Source organism: Photobacterium satsumensis, from assembly GCF_050336935.1.
Taxonomy (GTDB): Bacteria; Pseudomonadota; Gammaproteobacteria; order Enterobacterales; family Vibrionaceae; genus Photobacterium; species Photobacterium satsumensis.
This window is the reverse complement of sequence record NZ_JAKJSK010000006.1, coordinates 2,403,087-2,420,672: the sequence shown is the minus strand read 5'-3', so window position 1 is coordinate 2,420,672 and position 17,586 is coordinate 2,403,087. Positions and strand designations below refer to the sequence as shown.

General features: G+C 44.6%; 13 protein-coding genes. 4 read left to right on the top strand and 9 right to left on the bottom strand.

Annotated features, from left to right (window positions below):
• Positions 1 to 24 precede the first annotated feature (24 nt).
• Both L4D79_RS10915 and L4D79_RS10910 read left to right on the top strand, forming a co-directional pair.
• On the top strand, positions 25 to 996 hold the full coding sequence (locus L4D79_RS10915) for a LysR substrate-binding domain-containing protein (RefSeq protein WP_428651218.1): 972 nt from the start codon (positions 25 to 27) through the stop codon (positions 994 to 996).
• Positions 997 to 1,348: 352 nt separating this feature from the next.
• Entirely contained in the window at positions 1,349 to 2,620 is a 1,272-nt protein-coding gene (locus tag L4D79_RS10910; protein WP_428651216.1) for a dicarboxylate/amino acid:cation symporter, read from the top strand.
• A gap of 601 nt (positions 2,621 to 3,221) precedes the next feature.
• Here the strand turns inward: L4D79_RS10910 and allB are convergent.
• The 8 genes from allB to fdrA form a co-directional block, all read right to left on the bottom strand.
• Positions 3,222 to 4,583: an allantoinase AllB gene (gene allB / locus L4D79_RS10905; RefSeq protein ID WP_428651213.1), complete on the bottom strand. Its 1,362-nt coding sequence runs from the start codon at positions 4,581 to 4,583 to the stop codon at positions 3,222 to 3,224.
• Positions 4,584 to 4,638: 55 nt separating this feature from the next.
• Positions 4,639 to 6,102 carry an allantoin transporter gene (locus L4D79_RS10900; RefSeq protein ID WP_428651210.1) on the bottom strand — a complete coding sequence of 488 codons (1,464 nt, stop codon included), beginning with the start codon at positions 6,100 to 6,102 and terminating at the stop codon, positions 4,639 to 4,641.
• A 315-nt stretch (positions 6,103 to 6,417) separates the two neighbouring features.
• Positions 6,418 to 7,674, bottom strand: a complete 1,257-nt coding sequence (locus L4D79_RS10895; protein WP_428651207.1) for an MFS transporter — start codon at positions 7,672 to 7,674, stop codon at positions 6,418 to 6,420.
• 15 nt (positions 7,675 to 7,689) lie between these two features.
• Entirely contained in the window at positions 7,690 to 8,916 is a 1,227-nt protein-coding gene (allC, locus tag L4D79_RS10890) for an allantoate deiminase (protein ID WP_428651205.1), read from the bottom strand.
• A 104-nt stretch (positions 8,917 to 9,020) separates the two neighbouring features.
• Positions 9,021 to 10,070, bottom strand: coding sequence for an ureidoglycolate dehydrogenase (gene allD, locus L4D79_RS10885; protein ID WP_428651202.1), 1,050 nt, complete (start codon positions 10,068 to 10,070; stop codon positions 9,021 to 9,023).
• Positions 10,071 to 10,232: 162 nt separating this feature from the next.
• Positions 10,233 to 11,048, bottom strand: a complete 816-nt coding sequence (locus L4D79_RS10880; protein WP_428651200.1) for an oxamate carbamoyltransferase subunit AllH family protein — start codon at positions 11,046 to 11,048, stop codon at positions 10,233 to 10,235.
• 49 nt (positions 11,049 to 11,097) lie between these two features.
• The gene (locus tag L4D79_RS10875; protein ID WP_428651197.1) at positions 11,098 to 12,363 is read right to left on the bottom strand and encodes a YlbE family protein; all 1,266 of its coding nucleotides are present in this window, start codon (positions 12,361 to 12,363) and stop codon (positions 11,098 to 11,100) included.
• Between the two features lie 12 nt (positions 12,364 to 12,375).
• Positions 12,376 to 14,037, bottom strand: a complete 1,662-nt coding sequence (gene fdrA, locus L4D79_RS10870) for an acyl-CoA synthetase FdrA (protein ID WP_428651195.1) — start codon at positions 14,035 to 14,037, stop codon at positions 12,376 to 12,378.
• A 358-nt stretch (positions 14,038 to 14,395) separates the two neighbouring features.
• Between fdrA and allS the strand changes: the two genes are divergently transcribed.
• Positions 14,396 to 15,322 (top strand): HTH-type transcriptional activator AllS, encoded by a 927-nt coding sequence (allS, locus tag L4D79_RS10865; protein ID WP_428651193.1) that lies wholly within the window; start codon positions 14,396 to 14,398, stop codon positions 15,320 to 15,322.
• On the opposite strand, the gene L4D79_RS10860 is transcribed toward allS, so the two are convergent.
• The gene (locus tag L4D79_RS10860; protein ID WP_428651191.1) at positions 15,311 to 16,252 is read right to left on the bottom strand and encodes a carbamate kinase; all 942 of its coding nucleotides are present in this window, start codon (positions 16,250 to 16,252) and stop codon (positions 15,311 to 15,313) included. The two genes, allS and L4D79_RS10860, sit on opposite strands and share 12 nt — an antisense overlap.
• A 309-nt stretch (positions 16,253 to 16,561) precedes the next feature.
• Here L4D79_RS10860 and allE point away from each other — a divergent pair, with 309 nt between their 5' ends.
• The gene (allE, locus tag L4D79_RS10855) at positions 16,562 to 17,350 is read left to right on the top strand and encodes a (S)-ureidoglycine aminohydrolase (protein ID WP_428651188.1); all 789 of its coding nucleotides are present in this window, start codon (positions 16,562 to 16,564) and stop codon (positions 17,348 to 17,350) included.
• Positions 17,351 to 17,586 lie beyond the last annotated feature (236 nt).

The window sequence follows — 17,586 nt, the reverse complement described above, 5'->3', positions numbered from 1 at the left end:
TATTGCGAATATGATGAGAGTGCAATGAAATTACAGCAACTGCGTTACCTCAAGGCGGTAATAGACAACAACCTAAATATCTCGGTTGCTGCCAATTCCCTCTTTACTACCCAGCCGGGAGTCAGCAAGCAGATCAGGCTGCTTGAGTCAGAATTGGGCGTCAAAATCTTTGAGCGCAAAGGAAAGTCCATCAGCACAGTGACGCCTATCGGCAAGCAGATCATCGATGAAGCGATCGACATGCTGGAAAAAGAGAGCCGCATCAAGACAATTGTTCGCGATCATATCAAGCCAGAAGAAGGCTTCTTGAACATTTACACCACCAATACCATTGCCCGCTACCTGCTCCCTGAAGCGGTAGAACGGTTCGTTAAGCGCTACCCGAAAATCAAGTTCCACATAGGTACATCACAACTCGACAAATACGGCCATATATTGAAACGGGGACAATCTGACTTCTCGATACTGGCGCAAAATGTCGAGCGTGAAAAAGACATCATCGTACTGCCTGCCTATAAATGGAACCTAAGTCTTATCGTCCCCAAGAACCATCCATTGGCTAAGGACAATGATATATCCATCGAGAAAATTGGAGCTTACCCGCTGATCAGCTACGAGCCGGGCTCTACCGGACGCTCGTCGCAGGACAAAGCCTTCAAGGAAAAAGGCATCACACCGTATTACTTCATGACGGTAATGGATGTCGAAGTTATTAAGAAATATGTGAACCTCGGTTACGGTATCGGCATTATTGCCCAAGTTGCCGCCCAAGATGTCGTGGATGAGAATCTGGTTAGCATCCCGTTAAACGACCTAATCCCGGCTTGTGATGCATGGCTGTGCTATAGCCGTAACCTGTTTCTGCAAAAGTATATGTTGGATTTCATCGAACTATTCTGCCCGCACCTTACCCGTGAAGTGATGGAAGATATCGCCCACTGCTCGGATAATGAAATCCTCAAGATTTCCGAGCAATTTGAATTGCCGGAATATTAATGATTAATGTAAACTTGAATTTATACTTCCACCTTTTTGAAACTCTTATCTAAAAAAAGGTGGAAGTAAAAAATAAATCACTTCTCTCTTCTCTTGATAACTTTTAAACATTTCTAACGATCCCCCTTCCTTTCATAAAACAATTTAACATTTCACCTTTATTCAACCACCTTCAAATAAAAACAGTCAATTTATTCCTATTCTATATCCCAGCAGTTACACAATAGATATGAGATGTATGAGTCGATATGGATGAGGTCAACGCATAGTTGTAATGCTGATAACGATTATTGTTATCTAAAGCATTTGCCGATCTTAATATCAAAATAAAAACTGAAACGAGGGAACGAATATGTCACTTAGTATGGCTGAAAATAACCCCAAACCAAAACTATCAATATCACTAACCAATCAGATACTTATTGCGACCGCAGGCGGGATTGCCTTCGGCGCGTTTGTTGGCCCTTGGGCTGAAAATATAAAATTCATTGGTGATATCTTCATTCGCTTAATCCAAATGTCTGTTGTATTACTGGTAATGACAGCAGTCTCGGCCGCAATAGGAAACGTTGATAGCAAGGGCGCAGGAAAAATGAGCCTGCACACATTCAAATGGATAATCTCAATGACGATTGTTTCGGCCTTTGTCGGATTATTCCTGGCCCTAACGATTAAACCCGGTGAAGGAATAATCATCGATGGGGCGGCCGCGGCAGTAGCGACCCCCGATGCTTCCATCAAAGAGACCATCCTTGGGTTCTTTTCGACCAATATCGTTGACTCCATGTCTAGCGGCGCGATGATACCTTGTATTGTCTTTGCCGTCATATTTGGGCTTGCAATGGGTTCATACTCCCGCACCACTGGTAATAAAATGATTACTGAATTCATCGTCAGTTTTAATGCGGTTATCATGAACATTATCAAGATGGTAATGAAGCTGGCGCCGATTGGTATTTTTTGTTTGCTGGCCAATGTATCTGGAGCTATCGGCTTTAAAGTCATTATTCCTATGCTTAAATTCTTAGGCGCGCTGGCAATCGGCAATATTATCCTACTGTTGATGTATGGCCCATTGACCGCCATGTTAACAAAAGTAAACCCATTTAAAATGCCGAAGAAATTTGCCAAGCTGTCTATTATGTCAATGACAACCACTTCTTCAGCGATTTGCCTGCCAACAAAAATGGAAGATTCCGTCACAAAGTTTGGTGTTAGCCGCAAAGTTGCTGATTTCACCGGCCCTATTACCATGTCGATGAATGCCAATGGTGCTGTAATGTGCTATGTCTTGGCGATCTTCTTCATGAGTCAGGCCACAGGCATTGTGCTTGAGCCTTTCCAGATGGGGATGGCTATCCTGCTGTCAGTATTGATGTGTATGGGCACCATAGTCGTACCCGGTGGTATGATCATCGTTTATACCTTCCTCGCCAGCTCAATGGGCCTACCGCTGGAAAGTGTTGCTATTCTTATCGGTATTGACTGGTTCTCTGGTATGTTCAGAACGCTACTGAACAATACGGTTGATGTCATGATTGCCATGCTTGTTTCTGACAAACTGGGTGAATTCGACCGGGATGTCTACAACGATGTGAAAAAAGCAGAATACGTGCAAGTATAAATCTATGATTATAATAAAGCTTATCTAAAACATTAAGCCAGTAAGTTTATCTTACTGGCTTTTCTCTGCCCTCATTATATTATCACCCTCCATTGCTAGTCCGCTTTAAAAGACCATTCACCTATTATACTCCGCCCCTAATAACTCAAGGGGCTTGATATACTAATGGCTACAGCCAATTAAACGATTAAGTATTATAAGCCACCTGATTAATCCATCTAATAAAGTGAGCTAACTATACTTATAGCTAAGCCAATTCAAGGTACAGATTCAGAGAGTGTTTATAAGCTGATGGATAAGGCCTTGTCTTTAAGATCTAGTGGTTCTAAATAGAAAACAATAGCGGAGTATAAAAGCTTAGAAACTCGCCCTTCGGGAGGGTCTCAGTCCATCCACGACTACGTTATAGCATTTTGAAAGAGAATGCTATTCCTGCCAGCCCGCACATGAATTAAACCACTAACCGGTATGCCACTAGCAATGAAATAGCCGCCTAATACTATGGTACGCAGTTCCTTACGTTTGGCTCGCTGCTCTCACTAGCAAATATAAAAAAGGCAGCCAATGGCTGCCTTTTGAGTATCACTTTTTCCCCAGTCGCTTACACGGTAACAAAGTCACCTTGGAATGGGTTAATAACACCAGTATCAAGATCATAGACAACCTGACCTCGTAGCAGCGTCTTGGCCACTTGCGCACCGATACTGCGGCCTTCATAGGCACTGAACTTGTTACGGTATTCCAGATCGTCTGCGGTGAGTACATAGGATGAATCTGGTTTTATGATGACGATATCGGCATCTTTACCGATAGCAATTCGCCCTTTCTGTTCTAAACCAAACAGGTCAGCGGGGTTGGTCGCCATCAGTTTCGCGAACTGAGTCAACGCCATGCCACGCTTTTGTACCCCTTCATCAAACATAATATCGACACTGTTCTGCAGTGAAGAGATCCCACCCCACGCATCAAAAATACCGCCTTGTTTGAGATCGGGTGTACAAGGTGAGTGATCTGACGTAATAAAATCAATCTCACCGTTAAGGAGCTTCGTCCACATACGGTCCTGATTGTCCTTGTCACGGATAGGCGGTGAACACTTCGCCTTAGTACCGATTTCCTCAAACTGATCATCATCCAGAGCAAAATAGTGGCCACACGACTCACATGTCACATCCTGGCCTTCATTACGAGCCTTGGTAACTTCCTCAATCGCTTCAGGGCTACTCAAATGACAAAGGTGCAGCTTACAACCGGTTTCCTTCGCCAGATAAATCGCCCGGCGCACAGCCTCGACTTCAGTGAAAACCGGACGAGAGGCAATATAGTCCTTGGCAGTAAGACGGCCTTCCGCCACCGCTTTCTTACCCAAGCCATCACAGATCTCCGCGTTTTCCGCATGCATCAGCAATATTTTGCCCAAGCGGGCTAGTTCGGTCATACCTTCGTAGAGCTGATAGTTGTTTACGTTACAGAAGTCACCTGAAGTCGGATCTGGGTTGCCGCAAGTCGATACAAAGCATTTGTAGCCAACCACACCTTCCTCAGCCAGTTCATTCAGGCGATCAATATTATGCGGAACGAGCCCACCCAGCGAGGCAACATCAACCGTGAGCCTCCCCTTACCGGCTTCATATTTAATGTGTAGCGTTTCACGGTCTATCGTAGCGGGAACCTGATTCAGTGGCATTTCAACACACGTTGTTACACCGCCTTTCGCCGCCGCTTTCGTTGCCGTTTCGTACCCCTCCCACTCACTGCGAGGACCGCCAGGATCGGTAATATGAACATGGCCATCAACCATGCTTGGTGCAACGATCAAGCCTGCCGCATCAATATACTCAGATGCCACTCCCAAATTGCTGCCAATAGCGGCAATAACACCGTCTTTTATTGCGATATCAGTTTCAATCGCTTCATTTTCTAAAATAACGGTACCGTTTTTAATAATTTTATCGTAGGACATGTTTCACTCCATTTTATTGGTTTAATTTAAACTATTTTGAAATAAATACTGCAAATTATCGGAACGAAAGGTAAAGCTCTGGATTGCGTTTTTCGTCAAGCTTCATCAGGGCAACATATGTCACAAAGGCAACAATGACGCCGGTGAACCAAGACACGCTATTTAAAGCACTTAACGAAGAAATATACTGGCCGCCTAGGGAGAGTACGCAGGCAAAGATCGTGGCATAGAAGGCAATAAGGTTGATGCCATTTTTATAGTAATTAAAGCTATCGTCAGACACGTAAAGTGAATCTAATTTTATCCTCTGCTTCATAATAATGAAGTAGTGACCCAGCATTACCCCAATCACAGGGCCAAGAATACCGCCGATGGTATTAAGGAAAAGGAAGATACTTTCCTGACTTTCCATTAGTTTCCACGGGCAAATAATCACGCTGATCACCCCAGCAATCATGACTCCCTGGCGATAAGTCAGACGTGGGAAAACCGCCACCAACTGATATCCGGCCGGGATGATATTACCCGTCGCATTGGTTGAGATCGTCGTCATCAGTACTACAGTACCGGCAAAGATCACCAAAAATAAGCTGTCCCATTTAGCGATAATATCGAGCACATTCCAAGTATCGGTTTCGAAATGGATACTGGCACCAGCCAGTACGCAAACACTTGAAACAGCAAACAACAGATAAGCCACCATTAGGCCACAAAACTGACCTGTCGCTTGGTCACGAAAACTACGGGCATTCTGAGTAAAATCAGAAGCACTCACCGCTGGAGCCGCCCATACGGCAACGATCGCATTAATCACAATGAGGAATTCGAAGAAGCCTGCATCACCCTGCTGAACCTTAGCAGGAACATAGGCGAGTATACTTTCAAAGCCCACTAGGTATACGGCCCAAATTGCCATGCCACCGAACACGAGGTAAATACACGGATTGAGGATAGCCGTAAAGCGATTGAGGATAGCGCCTCCACCTAAGCCAATAAGCATATTGATAACCCAAAACACTAGGAAAGCAATCAACCCAGGCGCGGAAATCCCCAAGAAAGACCAGTCACCACCAATCGCGAGAAATTCAGGCCAAATCTTGGCAATAATAATGAGTAAAGCGATAGAGCCCGCGTAATTTTGTAAGCCGAACCACATGATAGCAGCAATGCCACCGCGCAAGACTCCAGGGAACAGTGCACCTTTTACCCCATACGAAGCCCTAAGGAGCATAGAGAACGGAACACCATATTTCGACCCCGGTGCGCCATTGAGAATCATCGCCAGCGCAATAACGGCACCACTTAACAAAATGGCGGCCATGATACCGGCGGTGCTAAGGCCGAGCATAAAAAAGCCACCAACAGCAACGTAATTAGGTACGTTATGTACCGAGCCCTGCCATAGCGTAAAGTAGTTTAACGCTCGCCATGTTCTCTTATCCGTGGGCTTAGGTAATAGATCATTGTTATAACCACGAGATCGATATTCATCGATTAACTCCTTCGTTATTTCATTCATGGTGTTTCCCTTATTATTGGACGTCAATTCATTTTGTCTGGGAAACTATACAGGCTAGAATTTTTCTTTTATTAGAAAGTAACCACACAATAAGCAATGTTTTTATTATTTTGTTTATTTCAGCATGATTATTTAATCTGTTTTTACATTCAATAAACATCCATCTATTTATAAGTACTCACATACGGTTAATACTATTTGAAATTACACGTTTTTTTGTTTTCTATAAATAAAAAAGCCAGCTAACAGAGTTAGCTGGCTTATATCCAGGTGAGTTAAATCACTTTGACATTACTTGGAAGTATATAGTTACTGTTAATATGATGCTGTTTGTACTTCTTGCTTGTGGCTTGCTCTTAGGTTGATAACGATAAAGAATAATGCGCCAGCAACCAACAAGCCCGCGGACAAATAGAAGCCAATCGCTTTAGAGCCCGTTATATCTGAGATAAAGCCTGTCAACGGTGGCGCAATAATCGACGAAGACATTCCTGATAAGTTAAAGATAGCCAAGGCCCTTGCCATTCTGACTTTCGGCGCACGATCCGTAACATAAGAGATCAGGATTGGGTCAAGAGCCATCTTACCAAGGAATCCATACACAATAAGGCTGATCATCAAAGCGGTAGTGTTCGGAGATAACACCGTAAAGGCCAACATTAAGCCACCTGCTATCTCCATTGCGACAACCATCTTGATCATTTGTGACTTAAACTTATCTGCCAATGAGCTAAAATACAGCGCCCCTGGAACCGCAACCATGGCGACTAGAGCGGATGCTCCACCGATTGCAGCACCTTCGAATCCGCGCTCTGTCTGTAAATAGCTTGGCAGCCAAGTCACGATCATGTAATAACCATAACAAGTGCAGAAATATAGGAAATATACTGAAATCAGTTCTGGGCTAAGCAACGAAGAGCCTTGTTTTCCTGCCTCTGGGGTTGCTGAATCCTCTCGCTTTGACTCGACAGAAACGGGGGCTTTTTTATGTGGCTTTATCATCATTGCAAATACAATAAGCATTGCGAAAATAACCGCCGCAGAAATATAAAGCACGTTATTCCATGCCATTCCCATGTTCTTAACCAGAACACTGGATCCGATCAGGCCAATCCCCATCCCCACAGCAGAGCCACTGTTCACGATTGCGGAAGCAAACGCACGGCGTTCCTGAGGGACATGCTCACCAGATAATGAGTAAGCCGAGCAGAAGAAAGAGGCACACCCCAATCCGGACAGTAATGAACCCGCATATACCATGTTGATTGAGGGGGCGTTTGCAATAACAAGCGTACCAACAGTAAATAAACTGAAGCCACATAATAAAGTCAGCTTCTGCCCCATTTTTTCAACAACAATCGAGGCGGGTATTTGACCACCACAGTATGCTGCAAAATAGAATGTAGCAATAAGACCTATTTGTGTATCACTGATATCACCAAGCGCAGACTGAATTTCTGGATAAATCGGTGTAAGAACTGTGCGATAAATCCAAATAGCAACCCAACCAAAGCAAAGTATGACGACAAGCTTTTTCCAGTACTCAATACCGGACTGATTATTAATTTCCATATTAATTTCCGCGTATTATTTATATGCTAGCTCGTAAAGCACACTGATAAGTGCTTCGACACCAACGGTAAGATCATCAAGATTGGTTCGTTCTGCTGGGTTATGGCTAATACCCGCAACACTTGGAATAAAGATCATTCCAGTAGGAACGCGAGGAGCAAAAATCTGAGAATCATGCCCAGCACCACTGTGCATTCGCATATAGTTCTTGCCTTGCGACTCAAACGTCGTATCAATGAGATCAACCAGGGTTGGATCCATAGGGATCGGCTCTTCATCCATAAACAGATCAACATCGATTTCAATGTCCATCTCGGTACAGATTTGCTGCATATCTGCAATAATCTGATCACTGAAGCCTAATAGCTTTTCCTTATCGGTATGGCGACAATCCATGCTAAATACAATATCACCAGGCACGACATTAACGGTATTTGGCTTAGGTGACACTTTGCCAAAGGTCAATACAAGTGGATCACCTTCTGCTTTGGCTTTATCGATTGACTGACTACAAATTTTGCTGAACGCATAAACAGTATCTTTCCGGTAGCCCATCGGGGTGGTTCCCGCGTGATTAGCTTCCCCTTTAAGCGTAATGTTGTAACGACGCTGGCCGGCAATACTGGTCACCACGCCAAGTTGCTTGCCCTCGGTTTCTAGCACTTTGCCCTGCTCGATATGCAGTTCGACAAAGGCTTTTATGTCTTTTCTGACCGTGCGCTCAGTTGCAAAATCAAACCCGCACTTTTTCATGGCATCGACAAAGTTCACGCCTTTGTTGTCAGTTAGATCTTTAACCGCGTCATTATCAGCAATCCCAACAATATTCTTGCTTCCCCAGAACACATATGGAAAACGGCTGCCTTCTTCTTCGGCCAAAGAAACAACTTCAATCGTACGCTTTGGAGAACCGTGTTTATCTTTTAAGTACTGCATGGCAATAAATGCTGCTTCGATACCAAACTGACCATCGAGATTGCCGCCATTCACCACAGTATCGATATGCGAACCAGACATGATCACCTGGTTCGGAAATTCCGTTCCTTCCAAGCGGCCATAAATGTTACCCACATCATCTGAATACGCTTGGAAACCGCTTTTTTCAAACAGGTCTAAGAAGGTATTTTGAGCTGATAACCACTCTTCGGTGTAGAGTAGGCGGGTCATACCTTCCCCTTCTTGATAACCGTATTGAGTGATTTTTTTCGACGTTTCTTCTACTTTTGTTTTTAATAGCTCCATCTTTTCATTCCTTATTTTGTTTCAAAATATGTATATATGACAGACAGCTCATAACGGTACAGGTGGGTTAATAAGCAATTTTTATTTTTGAGTATTTGTTCTATTTATCCATTAAAGGCAGATTTATGATCGTAGGAGTTAATAAAGGTATGTTCAGATATTAAGTAGTCGTAGACTTCATCTACAATCTCTATTCCATTTTCTCTTGATTTAGCTTCAATTAGATCACTGTTTTGTCCCGGATATAATACCTTATCAAAACCAGGGGCTGGACGAATCTCACCCAATTCCTTCATAGTTTGAGAAATCGATTCAATGAAGTATTCTTTTGTTGTGAAAAATTCAGGGTTAATCACAATATGTAACTGGCCTAAATTACGTCCTTCGGCTAAATCATCGTACATTGAGCTGACATTTTTACCGAAAGGCAAACCCAACATCACGCCAGAAAGAATATCAACCATCATCATCAGGCCATACCCCTTAGGTCCGGCAATCGGTAATAGTGCCCGAACAGCATGTGGGTCAGACGTCGGGTTACCCGTACTGTCTACCGCCCATGTATCAGGAATTGATTGGTTACGGGAGCGGGCATCCAGCACCTTGCCCCAAGCCTGAATGGTGGTCGCCATATCAAAGTTTATTGTCTTTCCATCCGGTCCTGGCGCTGAAAAGGCAATTGGGTTCGTGCCATAGTAAACTTCACTGCCTCCAAATGGCACGACCATTGGGTCCGACTGGCACATCGAAATCGCAATAAGCCCTTGCTCAGCAGCATGTTTAGTAAAATAACCAAGTGCACCGCTATGGCTCATTCGCTTCACACCGATAACAGCAACACCTTTCGAGTTTGCCATTTCAATGGCTTTATCCATTGCGTTCTTTGCAATGACATGGCCAGCCCCATTATCACCATCGTAAACCGCACTGCAGGGGCCAGTTTCTTCATAAGTAAATTGAGGGTCGGCGTTAATGCCTCCTTTCGATATGCGTTCCGAGTAATACTCAACCCGAACAGCACCATGGGAATGCACGCCACGCTCGTCTGCAAACACAAGGACATCTGCAACAACATCAGCATGTTCATCAGATAAACCGGCTTGTTTAATTTTATTTTTAATTAACTGATGAAGCTGCTCACTTGAAAGATTCATAATGTACTCCATGATAAATATTCTATTTCACGGGCTAATAGGTTTATGTCATTTCTTTATAAATCTATACTAGCTGAAGAAATATATTATTTTGTGATCTATAAATGCCAAATTAAACTTAATGATTTTTTCTGTTTATCTATAAATAATCATTAAATAGTTTTATATAGTGTTTATAATATTCTGTAATTTCAGGAACAACCACATTCCCAATAATGTATCGGCCCCAGAATAATGGCCATGACATAGAAATCGAGATGCATAACGGTTGAAATCTTCTGGACTGGCGTTTATTAAGTCTAATAATGAAACCGAAAAATAACCGTTTCTTGCTTGCTCTAAATACCCAGCACTCACTGATGTAGTCCAGTAGTCGAGATCTAAAGATAGAGGCAACAGTTTATGCGCCCTGCCTTTCAAATCGGGATTGCTATAAGCGCAGGCCAACATGCCAACCAACATATCGTCATGACTAGGCGTTAATCCAGGCCCGCCACCAACAATACCTTTCCAGCATGGCGTGCCGCCATCAAACCATTGGTAAAGCTGCGCCAATATTTGATAAAAAGGGGTCTTGTCTTCGGCCTTTACAATTTCCGATAATGAGCCATATAACCCCGTCTCCTGTTCTTGTTTACTCAGGAAGTCGGTCAACACCGCCAAGGAAATAGACGATATACCCTGCGCCTTCAGCCACACGCCATTGGTGCCCTTTTGCAGATGTAAATCGTTAACTATCATACCATTACTAACCAGTCGTATATTGCAGGCTCCCGGCACAAGTGTACTTAGCTGATTAAATACCTGGGCTGAAACTGACCATCCGGAGGGACTCAACCCCGCATCACTGCGGTGTAGAGTCAGTACCTTGTTATCTTCAGTCAGAAAGTTAATCGCCTGACTTCCACTACCCGCAAAACGTAACGCCCCTTGCTTAAATGGTGCAGACAAACTGTAGGCTAACGCTTCATTTACCATCCCATTCCCCCCGGAGTGATCAAGGCAGCCTTGGGGCCGCCCTATTTCTCTATTCAGCCTGCAGACCCAGATCTTGGGCCAAGGCTTCAAGTGCTTTTTCAAAACACGCTAATGGCGCTCTTACAGTACCAGCCCCGATTTGGCCAATTCCTGCTTCCTTGTGGGCAATCCCCGTATTGATCACAGGCGTGATACCGGTCTCAACCACATGACGCACATCCAGCCCTAGACAGGCACCTTGGAAGTTCCATGATGGGATTTGGAGCAAAGAGTTTTGCTCAACGAAGATCTCTGCCATTTCCTCTGAAACATCTAGCGCCACATCTACCCCGCCAACACCGACAAAGCGGGTGACACCCGGCGCAGCGACCATCGCGGCCCCACCGATACCGTAAGTTTCGGTAATGGCACTGTCACCGACATCCGTATTCGCCTGCTCTTGGGAATAACCGGTAAAATACAAACCTTCAGGCGTATTTACAGGTGCTGTAAACCATTGATCGCCTAGCCCGCTAACTCGGATACCAAAGTCCTTACCATTGCGGGTCATTGCGGTAACAATGCTGCCAGCCTTGACGCTTGCGCCGGCATCCATGGCACACTTACAAAATGCCATCGCCAAATTGAGGAAAAACTGATCGGTAATACTTAGGAAGTCAAACACCCTCTTAAGTACGTCCTTACTGGTATCGACAGCTGCAATACTCGGTGCAAGCGTTCTCAACAATAATGAGGAGGTGGCGATATTACGCTGGTGAAATTCATCCCCCATAGTGATGCCTTGAGCCATGATAGCCCCTAAATCAACGCCACCATCAGTCTGTTTCAGTGCATCTTTGAGTACCGGCATCAACTCTTCACGCATCCAATGCAAACGTTGCTGGACCTCGTCGCCGTAAGCGCCGAAGCGCATGACTTTACCGATACCTTCATTCATATTGCAGTAAGCGAAATTACCGTCAGCTTTGTTTTCAACCACAATCACCGGCATGTTTGCGGATGTAATTCCACCCATAGGGCCAACAGCATTATGGTGATGACAAGGACTGAATTTAACCTCGCCTCTGGCAAGCATTGCCATCGCTTCAGTGTCAGATGTTGCCCAACCTTCATACAAACAAGCACTGACACAGGCCCCTTGCATAGGCCCTGTCATTTCTTCCCATTGGATCTGAGGGCCGGCATGCAGTAAATGCTTACCTTCAGCCAACCATGTAATAACGTCACTGGCAGAAGTGACATCCACCCAAAATGGGCGAGCTGATTTTACTTTTTCCAGAACGGCGGCATTGGCTTCATTAATCGATGAATACATATCTTGGCTTCCCTATTGCATTTGTTTTAATAGACTGGCTAATTTTGTGTTCCCACCCGCGATCGGGGCCCATTGGTAATGCACAACGGGTGTAGAGGCTGACTGCATATCATCCGCAAAACTACGCAGGCCCGCATTCACCACCGTTATCCCATCAAGGAGGGAGGGTCGTTCATTAACCGTCTTTATCCCTTGTTGTTCTGTTAACGCTTCTGACAGCAGCACCGCTTCTTCTAACGTATTGACGACGGCGACACCCGCATCGATTAGGATGCTAATTTGCTTTGAACGCTGCTGAGGATCCTCTTGGGTGCCAGTTACTGTCGCGATAACATGCAGCGGACTTTGTCGCTTGGATTTAACACTTTCAACGGCATCCACCAGTGCCGATGCAGGATCGGCGGTTGCGCCATAGCCAATAACAACGTCCAGCAGCAGGACTCCGATGGCTTCATCAACGGCACGCTTCTCGATTTCTAAAGTACGAGTCGTTGGGTCAATCATCGGGTGAGGGCGACCAACCGTATAGTGATCATCACCGAGATCGATGATGAGATGGCCGCCGTCGTTAAGCATCACGCCTTGGTCATGGGCATCATCGACTGTCAGTCCAAACTGTTCAGCGGTAAGCATCGCGGCCTCAGCTGCCAGCGTACCGCCGGTATACAAACCAAGAATGGTTTTACCCGATGTTTGATTGCAACCTGGAACATATTGACGAACATTGGCTAGCATCGCGGCAAGCCTCCCCGCTTCAGCCAGGCTATTAGCAAAAAAGACATTGCCATCACGAGCCTTATCTTGGCGAGTCCCCAAAAATAGCGCGACAACCGGCTTGCTCATTCCTTTCATCGCGTGAATAACGCGTTGCTCTACGTCAGGAGCTGGCGGTTTGGAAACAAATGCGACCACTTCAGTTTCCTGATCATTCTCCATCATCTTGAGTGCGCTCAACGCGCTCGCCCCGCCGACTTCAGCAGATAAGTCACGGCCGCCTAGGCCAATAGCATGGGTGATCCCTTGGCCTGCTAGGCAGACTTGAGAAGCCAGTTCCTGAATACCTGTGCCCGAAGCACCGACAATACTGATCGGCCCTTTCGGTAACACGTTAGCAAAAGCAAGAGGTGAACCTGCCACCATGGCGGTACCACAGTCTGGCCCCATGACCAGCAGTCCTTTGGTCGCCGCTTTCTTTTTCAGTGCAACCTCCGACTCAACCGGGACATTGTCGGAAAACATCATCACATTCAGATCATGATCTAAAGCCTCGTCAGCTAAATCGGCGGCATAGTCCCCCGCCACTGAAATCAGTGCCAGATTTGCCTCCGGCTGTTTTGCCAGTGCGGTTTGCCAGCGACGCGCGACATCTAGCCGCTGCCCGCCAGAAGAAGCCTGCGCCACCGATGCTAGGGCACCATTCAACTGCTTCGCTATCTCCTCTGACACATCACCACTGCTTACCGCTGGGCGAATCGCTACACAGATATCATTTGGCGTCGCCTCTTCGAACAGTGGATGCCATAATCCCGTCGATTCGAGGAGAGATTTATTGGCTGGTGTGCCCATCATGACTGACACTTCTTCGACATCGTCCCCGTTACTCAATTGCCTTGAGATCAGCATCAGGCTCACTGAGTCCTGAAAACAACCCTTTTTCAAAAATGCTTGGATCATGTACGACCACCTTTTATCCCCAAATAAATAACGATGAGAAAGCTATTTATTACATTATGCTTCCCTGTATTGAATTAGAGATTAAGGCAGAAGTTGAAATAAAATATTGAGCAATATCACACACAAAATATTGTTATAATCTTTTCAAAAATGACCTTATTATCGTTTAATCTTTATTGATTAATAAAATTCAAACACAACAATTATAAAAATTATTTATATAAACAATAATTCATTATCAAAAATGATTTTCTTACACTTATCTTTTTAATAGTTTATCAATAGTGGATCTCGATCAATTTATTTATTTCTATATTCTTCTATAAAACCTTATAGACCATTCACTCAAGGAATATTTATGCTGGACAGGGAAACCATCCGTTCGTTTATGAAAGTGGCTGAGCATGCCAATTTTTCCAAAGCGGCTGAAGAGTTACATAAAACGCCGGCTGCCATCAGCTATCGAATAAAGGTATTGGAAGATGCTGTCGACACCCAGCTCTTTATTCGTACCACCCGAAGTGTAAACCTCACCGAAGCAGGCGAGCACTTACTGGGCCAATGTCAAAAGTGGCTTGACTGGATGGAGAGTATTCCTGATGAGCTACGCCAAATTGCCGATGGCGTTGAGCGATACATTAACATAGTTATCAACAACTTACTTTTTGATGAGCACTCAGTCTCCCAGCTCACACTGGCATTACATGAAGCTTTCCCCTTTACTCAGATAAATATATCTAGCGCGGTATATATGGGGGTATGGGATGACCTTTTGAATAATGACTACCACTTAGCCATTGGTGTTCCTGGACTCGATACTATTGATAATGCAGTAAAACTACGCCCTCTCGGTAAAATGAGCTGGACCTTTACCCTGGCCCCCAACCACCCATTGGCAGCGCTCAACGTACCGCTTAAAGAGTCTCAGCTCAGGCATCACCCTGCTATCAATATTGAAGATACTTCGCAGCACATCAATAAACGTACGGCTTGGCTGCTACGCGAACAAAAGGAAATTAAAGTACCTGATTTATCGACAAAAGTTGCCTGTCATAAAAACGGAGCGGGGATTGGTTTTCTGCCAAAAAACCTGGCAAGACCATTAATTGATGAAGGGCTATTAATTGAAAAAGAAGTGCAGTGGAGCCGTACTCCGTCGCCACTTTCTATTGGCTGGCGTCAAGACTCAACTGGTGAGGTAACCCAATGGATTATCGAATTATTCAACAATAACGATCCCATAATCCAAGGGTTCCTGAAAAATATCGATCAACTAAACCACTAATGGCGCTTCGGGGACAACAGTGCATGCCGGCCTGACACATGTCCCCTTTTCACCCACTAGGATTTGCTCTATATCCTGCAAGGCACCAATGAAGGCGACTTGCCCGGTCCGTTCAACAAATTGAATAACCGCCTCGGCTTTCGGCCCCATCGCACCATCAGGGGCGGCAAAAGGACGCATTTGGCTAACCGTGACATCCCTCAATGCTTTTTGATTGGGCGTGCCCCAGTCTTGATAAACGGCATCAGCATCCGTCAGAATCATCAAATAATCGGCCCCAATTTGTTCTGCAAGCATTGCGGCAACTGAGTCTTTATCGATAACAGCTTCCACACCACGGTATCCGACATCCTGCTGCACGACCGGCATACCGCCGCCGCCACAACATACGACGGTTTTACCTTGGTCCAACAAGCTAACAATGGTATTCGCTTCAATAACTTGAACAGGTTTAGGCGAAGCAACCACACGGCGGATAAATTGGCCATCTGGTTTCATTTGCCAACCATATTGTTTTTCGAGCTCGGCTTTGTCTTGTGGCGAATATACCGGACCAATATACTTGGTTGGATCAGCAAAAGCGGGATCAGATGCTGACACTTCAACCCGGGTTAATAGGCAAGATACATCACTCATACCTTGCTCCGTTAATGAATGCACCAACATATAACCCAGCATACCTTGAGTTTGAGCCACTAAATTATCAAGCGGATAGGCCGGCACTTCATTGTAGGCAGAGTTCTGTAGCGCCAATAACCCCACTTGTGGGCCATTGCCGTGTACGATTGTTACGTCGTAATCTTGCTCAAGTTGCTTAATGAGTTCGGCGGCCTTATCAATATTTCGCTGTTGGTTCTCAGCCGATAGTACTTCGCCACGTTTAAGCATGGCATTGCCGCCCAAGGCAATCACAATTCTTTTTTTATTCATTATACACCTATTTAATATTTACCCTTAGGGCTGTTAAATACACAGTTTGTTTTCGAATCTGTATACTTAAAGTATTAATGACACTATTTTATGTCTAGCGAATACGTTTAATTTACGTCTTTATAAAACATTTTTATTTAATTATGACATCAGCATATAATTAAACCTTGAAGTAAAAAATGAGTTACCAAGATCACATTTTTATTATTTCCACTCGATAATATTTATATACCAACACAGCTTCTGGTAATAGGGCCCAATTACTTCCTTCCGGGCCCGCTTTTTTAGGTGATAGATTCGAGGTATAAGATGGGATACTTAAACAACAATACTGGATACATTAACGATCTTCTTGCAACCCGTGCCGTAATTAAAAAGAACAACTTTGCAATTCTTCCACCAGACGGGTTAGTTAAAAATGTTCTGCCGGGTTTTGAAAACTGCGACCTGACTATCCTGTCTTCACCACAAATAGGCGCAACTTTTGTTGATTACCTAGTTACCCTCCATGATGGCGGCAACAATCGCTCTGGTTTTGGTGGCGAAGAAATTGAAACCTTCTTCTATGTCATTTCGGGACAAGTCAGTGTCGAGTCGGACGGCCAACGTCACACGCTCACAGCCGGAGGTTATATTTACTGTCCTCCGGGAGCACTATTGTTCATGGAGAATAGCAACCAAGGCGAAGATAGCCAGGCATTCTTGTACAAACGCAAGTACCAGCCTATCACCGGCTTCCAGCCGCACTTGATCGTTAACCACCGCGATAACCTCGAAAAAATCCACTACGAAGGTATGGAAAATGTCATTGTAGAAGATTTACTCCCGAAAGATTTAGGTTTCGACATGAACTTTCATGTACTGACTTTTGAACCGGGAGCTTGCCATGGCTATATAGAAACACATGTACAAGAGCACGGTGCTTATATCCTCAGCGGTGAAGGTGTCTATAACTTAGACAACAACTGGATCCCGGTGAAAAAAGGCGATTACCTATTCATGGCTGCCTATGTTCCCCAAGCCTGCTATGCAACAGGGAGAGGTGAGCCTCTTAGCTACATTTATTCCAAAGACTGTAACCGAGATATTTCATTGTAAGCCTGCATTACTGCTGACTACACGTAACATCGCCTTTGGAAGCGCCAGCTTGATCTTGCGCTTCCTTTTTTTTAATCATAAATTGATTATCAAAAGTTTTTATAAAGAAACAAGACTTCCACATATATCAATGATCTCATAGCCTCAGTCCCTATATTCTCAGGTTAAGTGCCGCCATCATGTGACTGAAAAAGCATTCACCTGTCGCATAGAAAAGCCGGAAAAATAAGATCAAG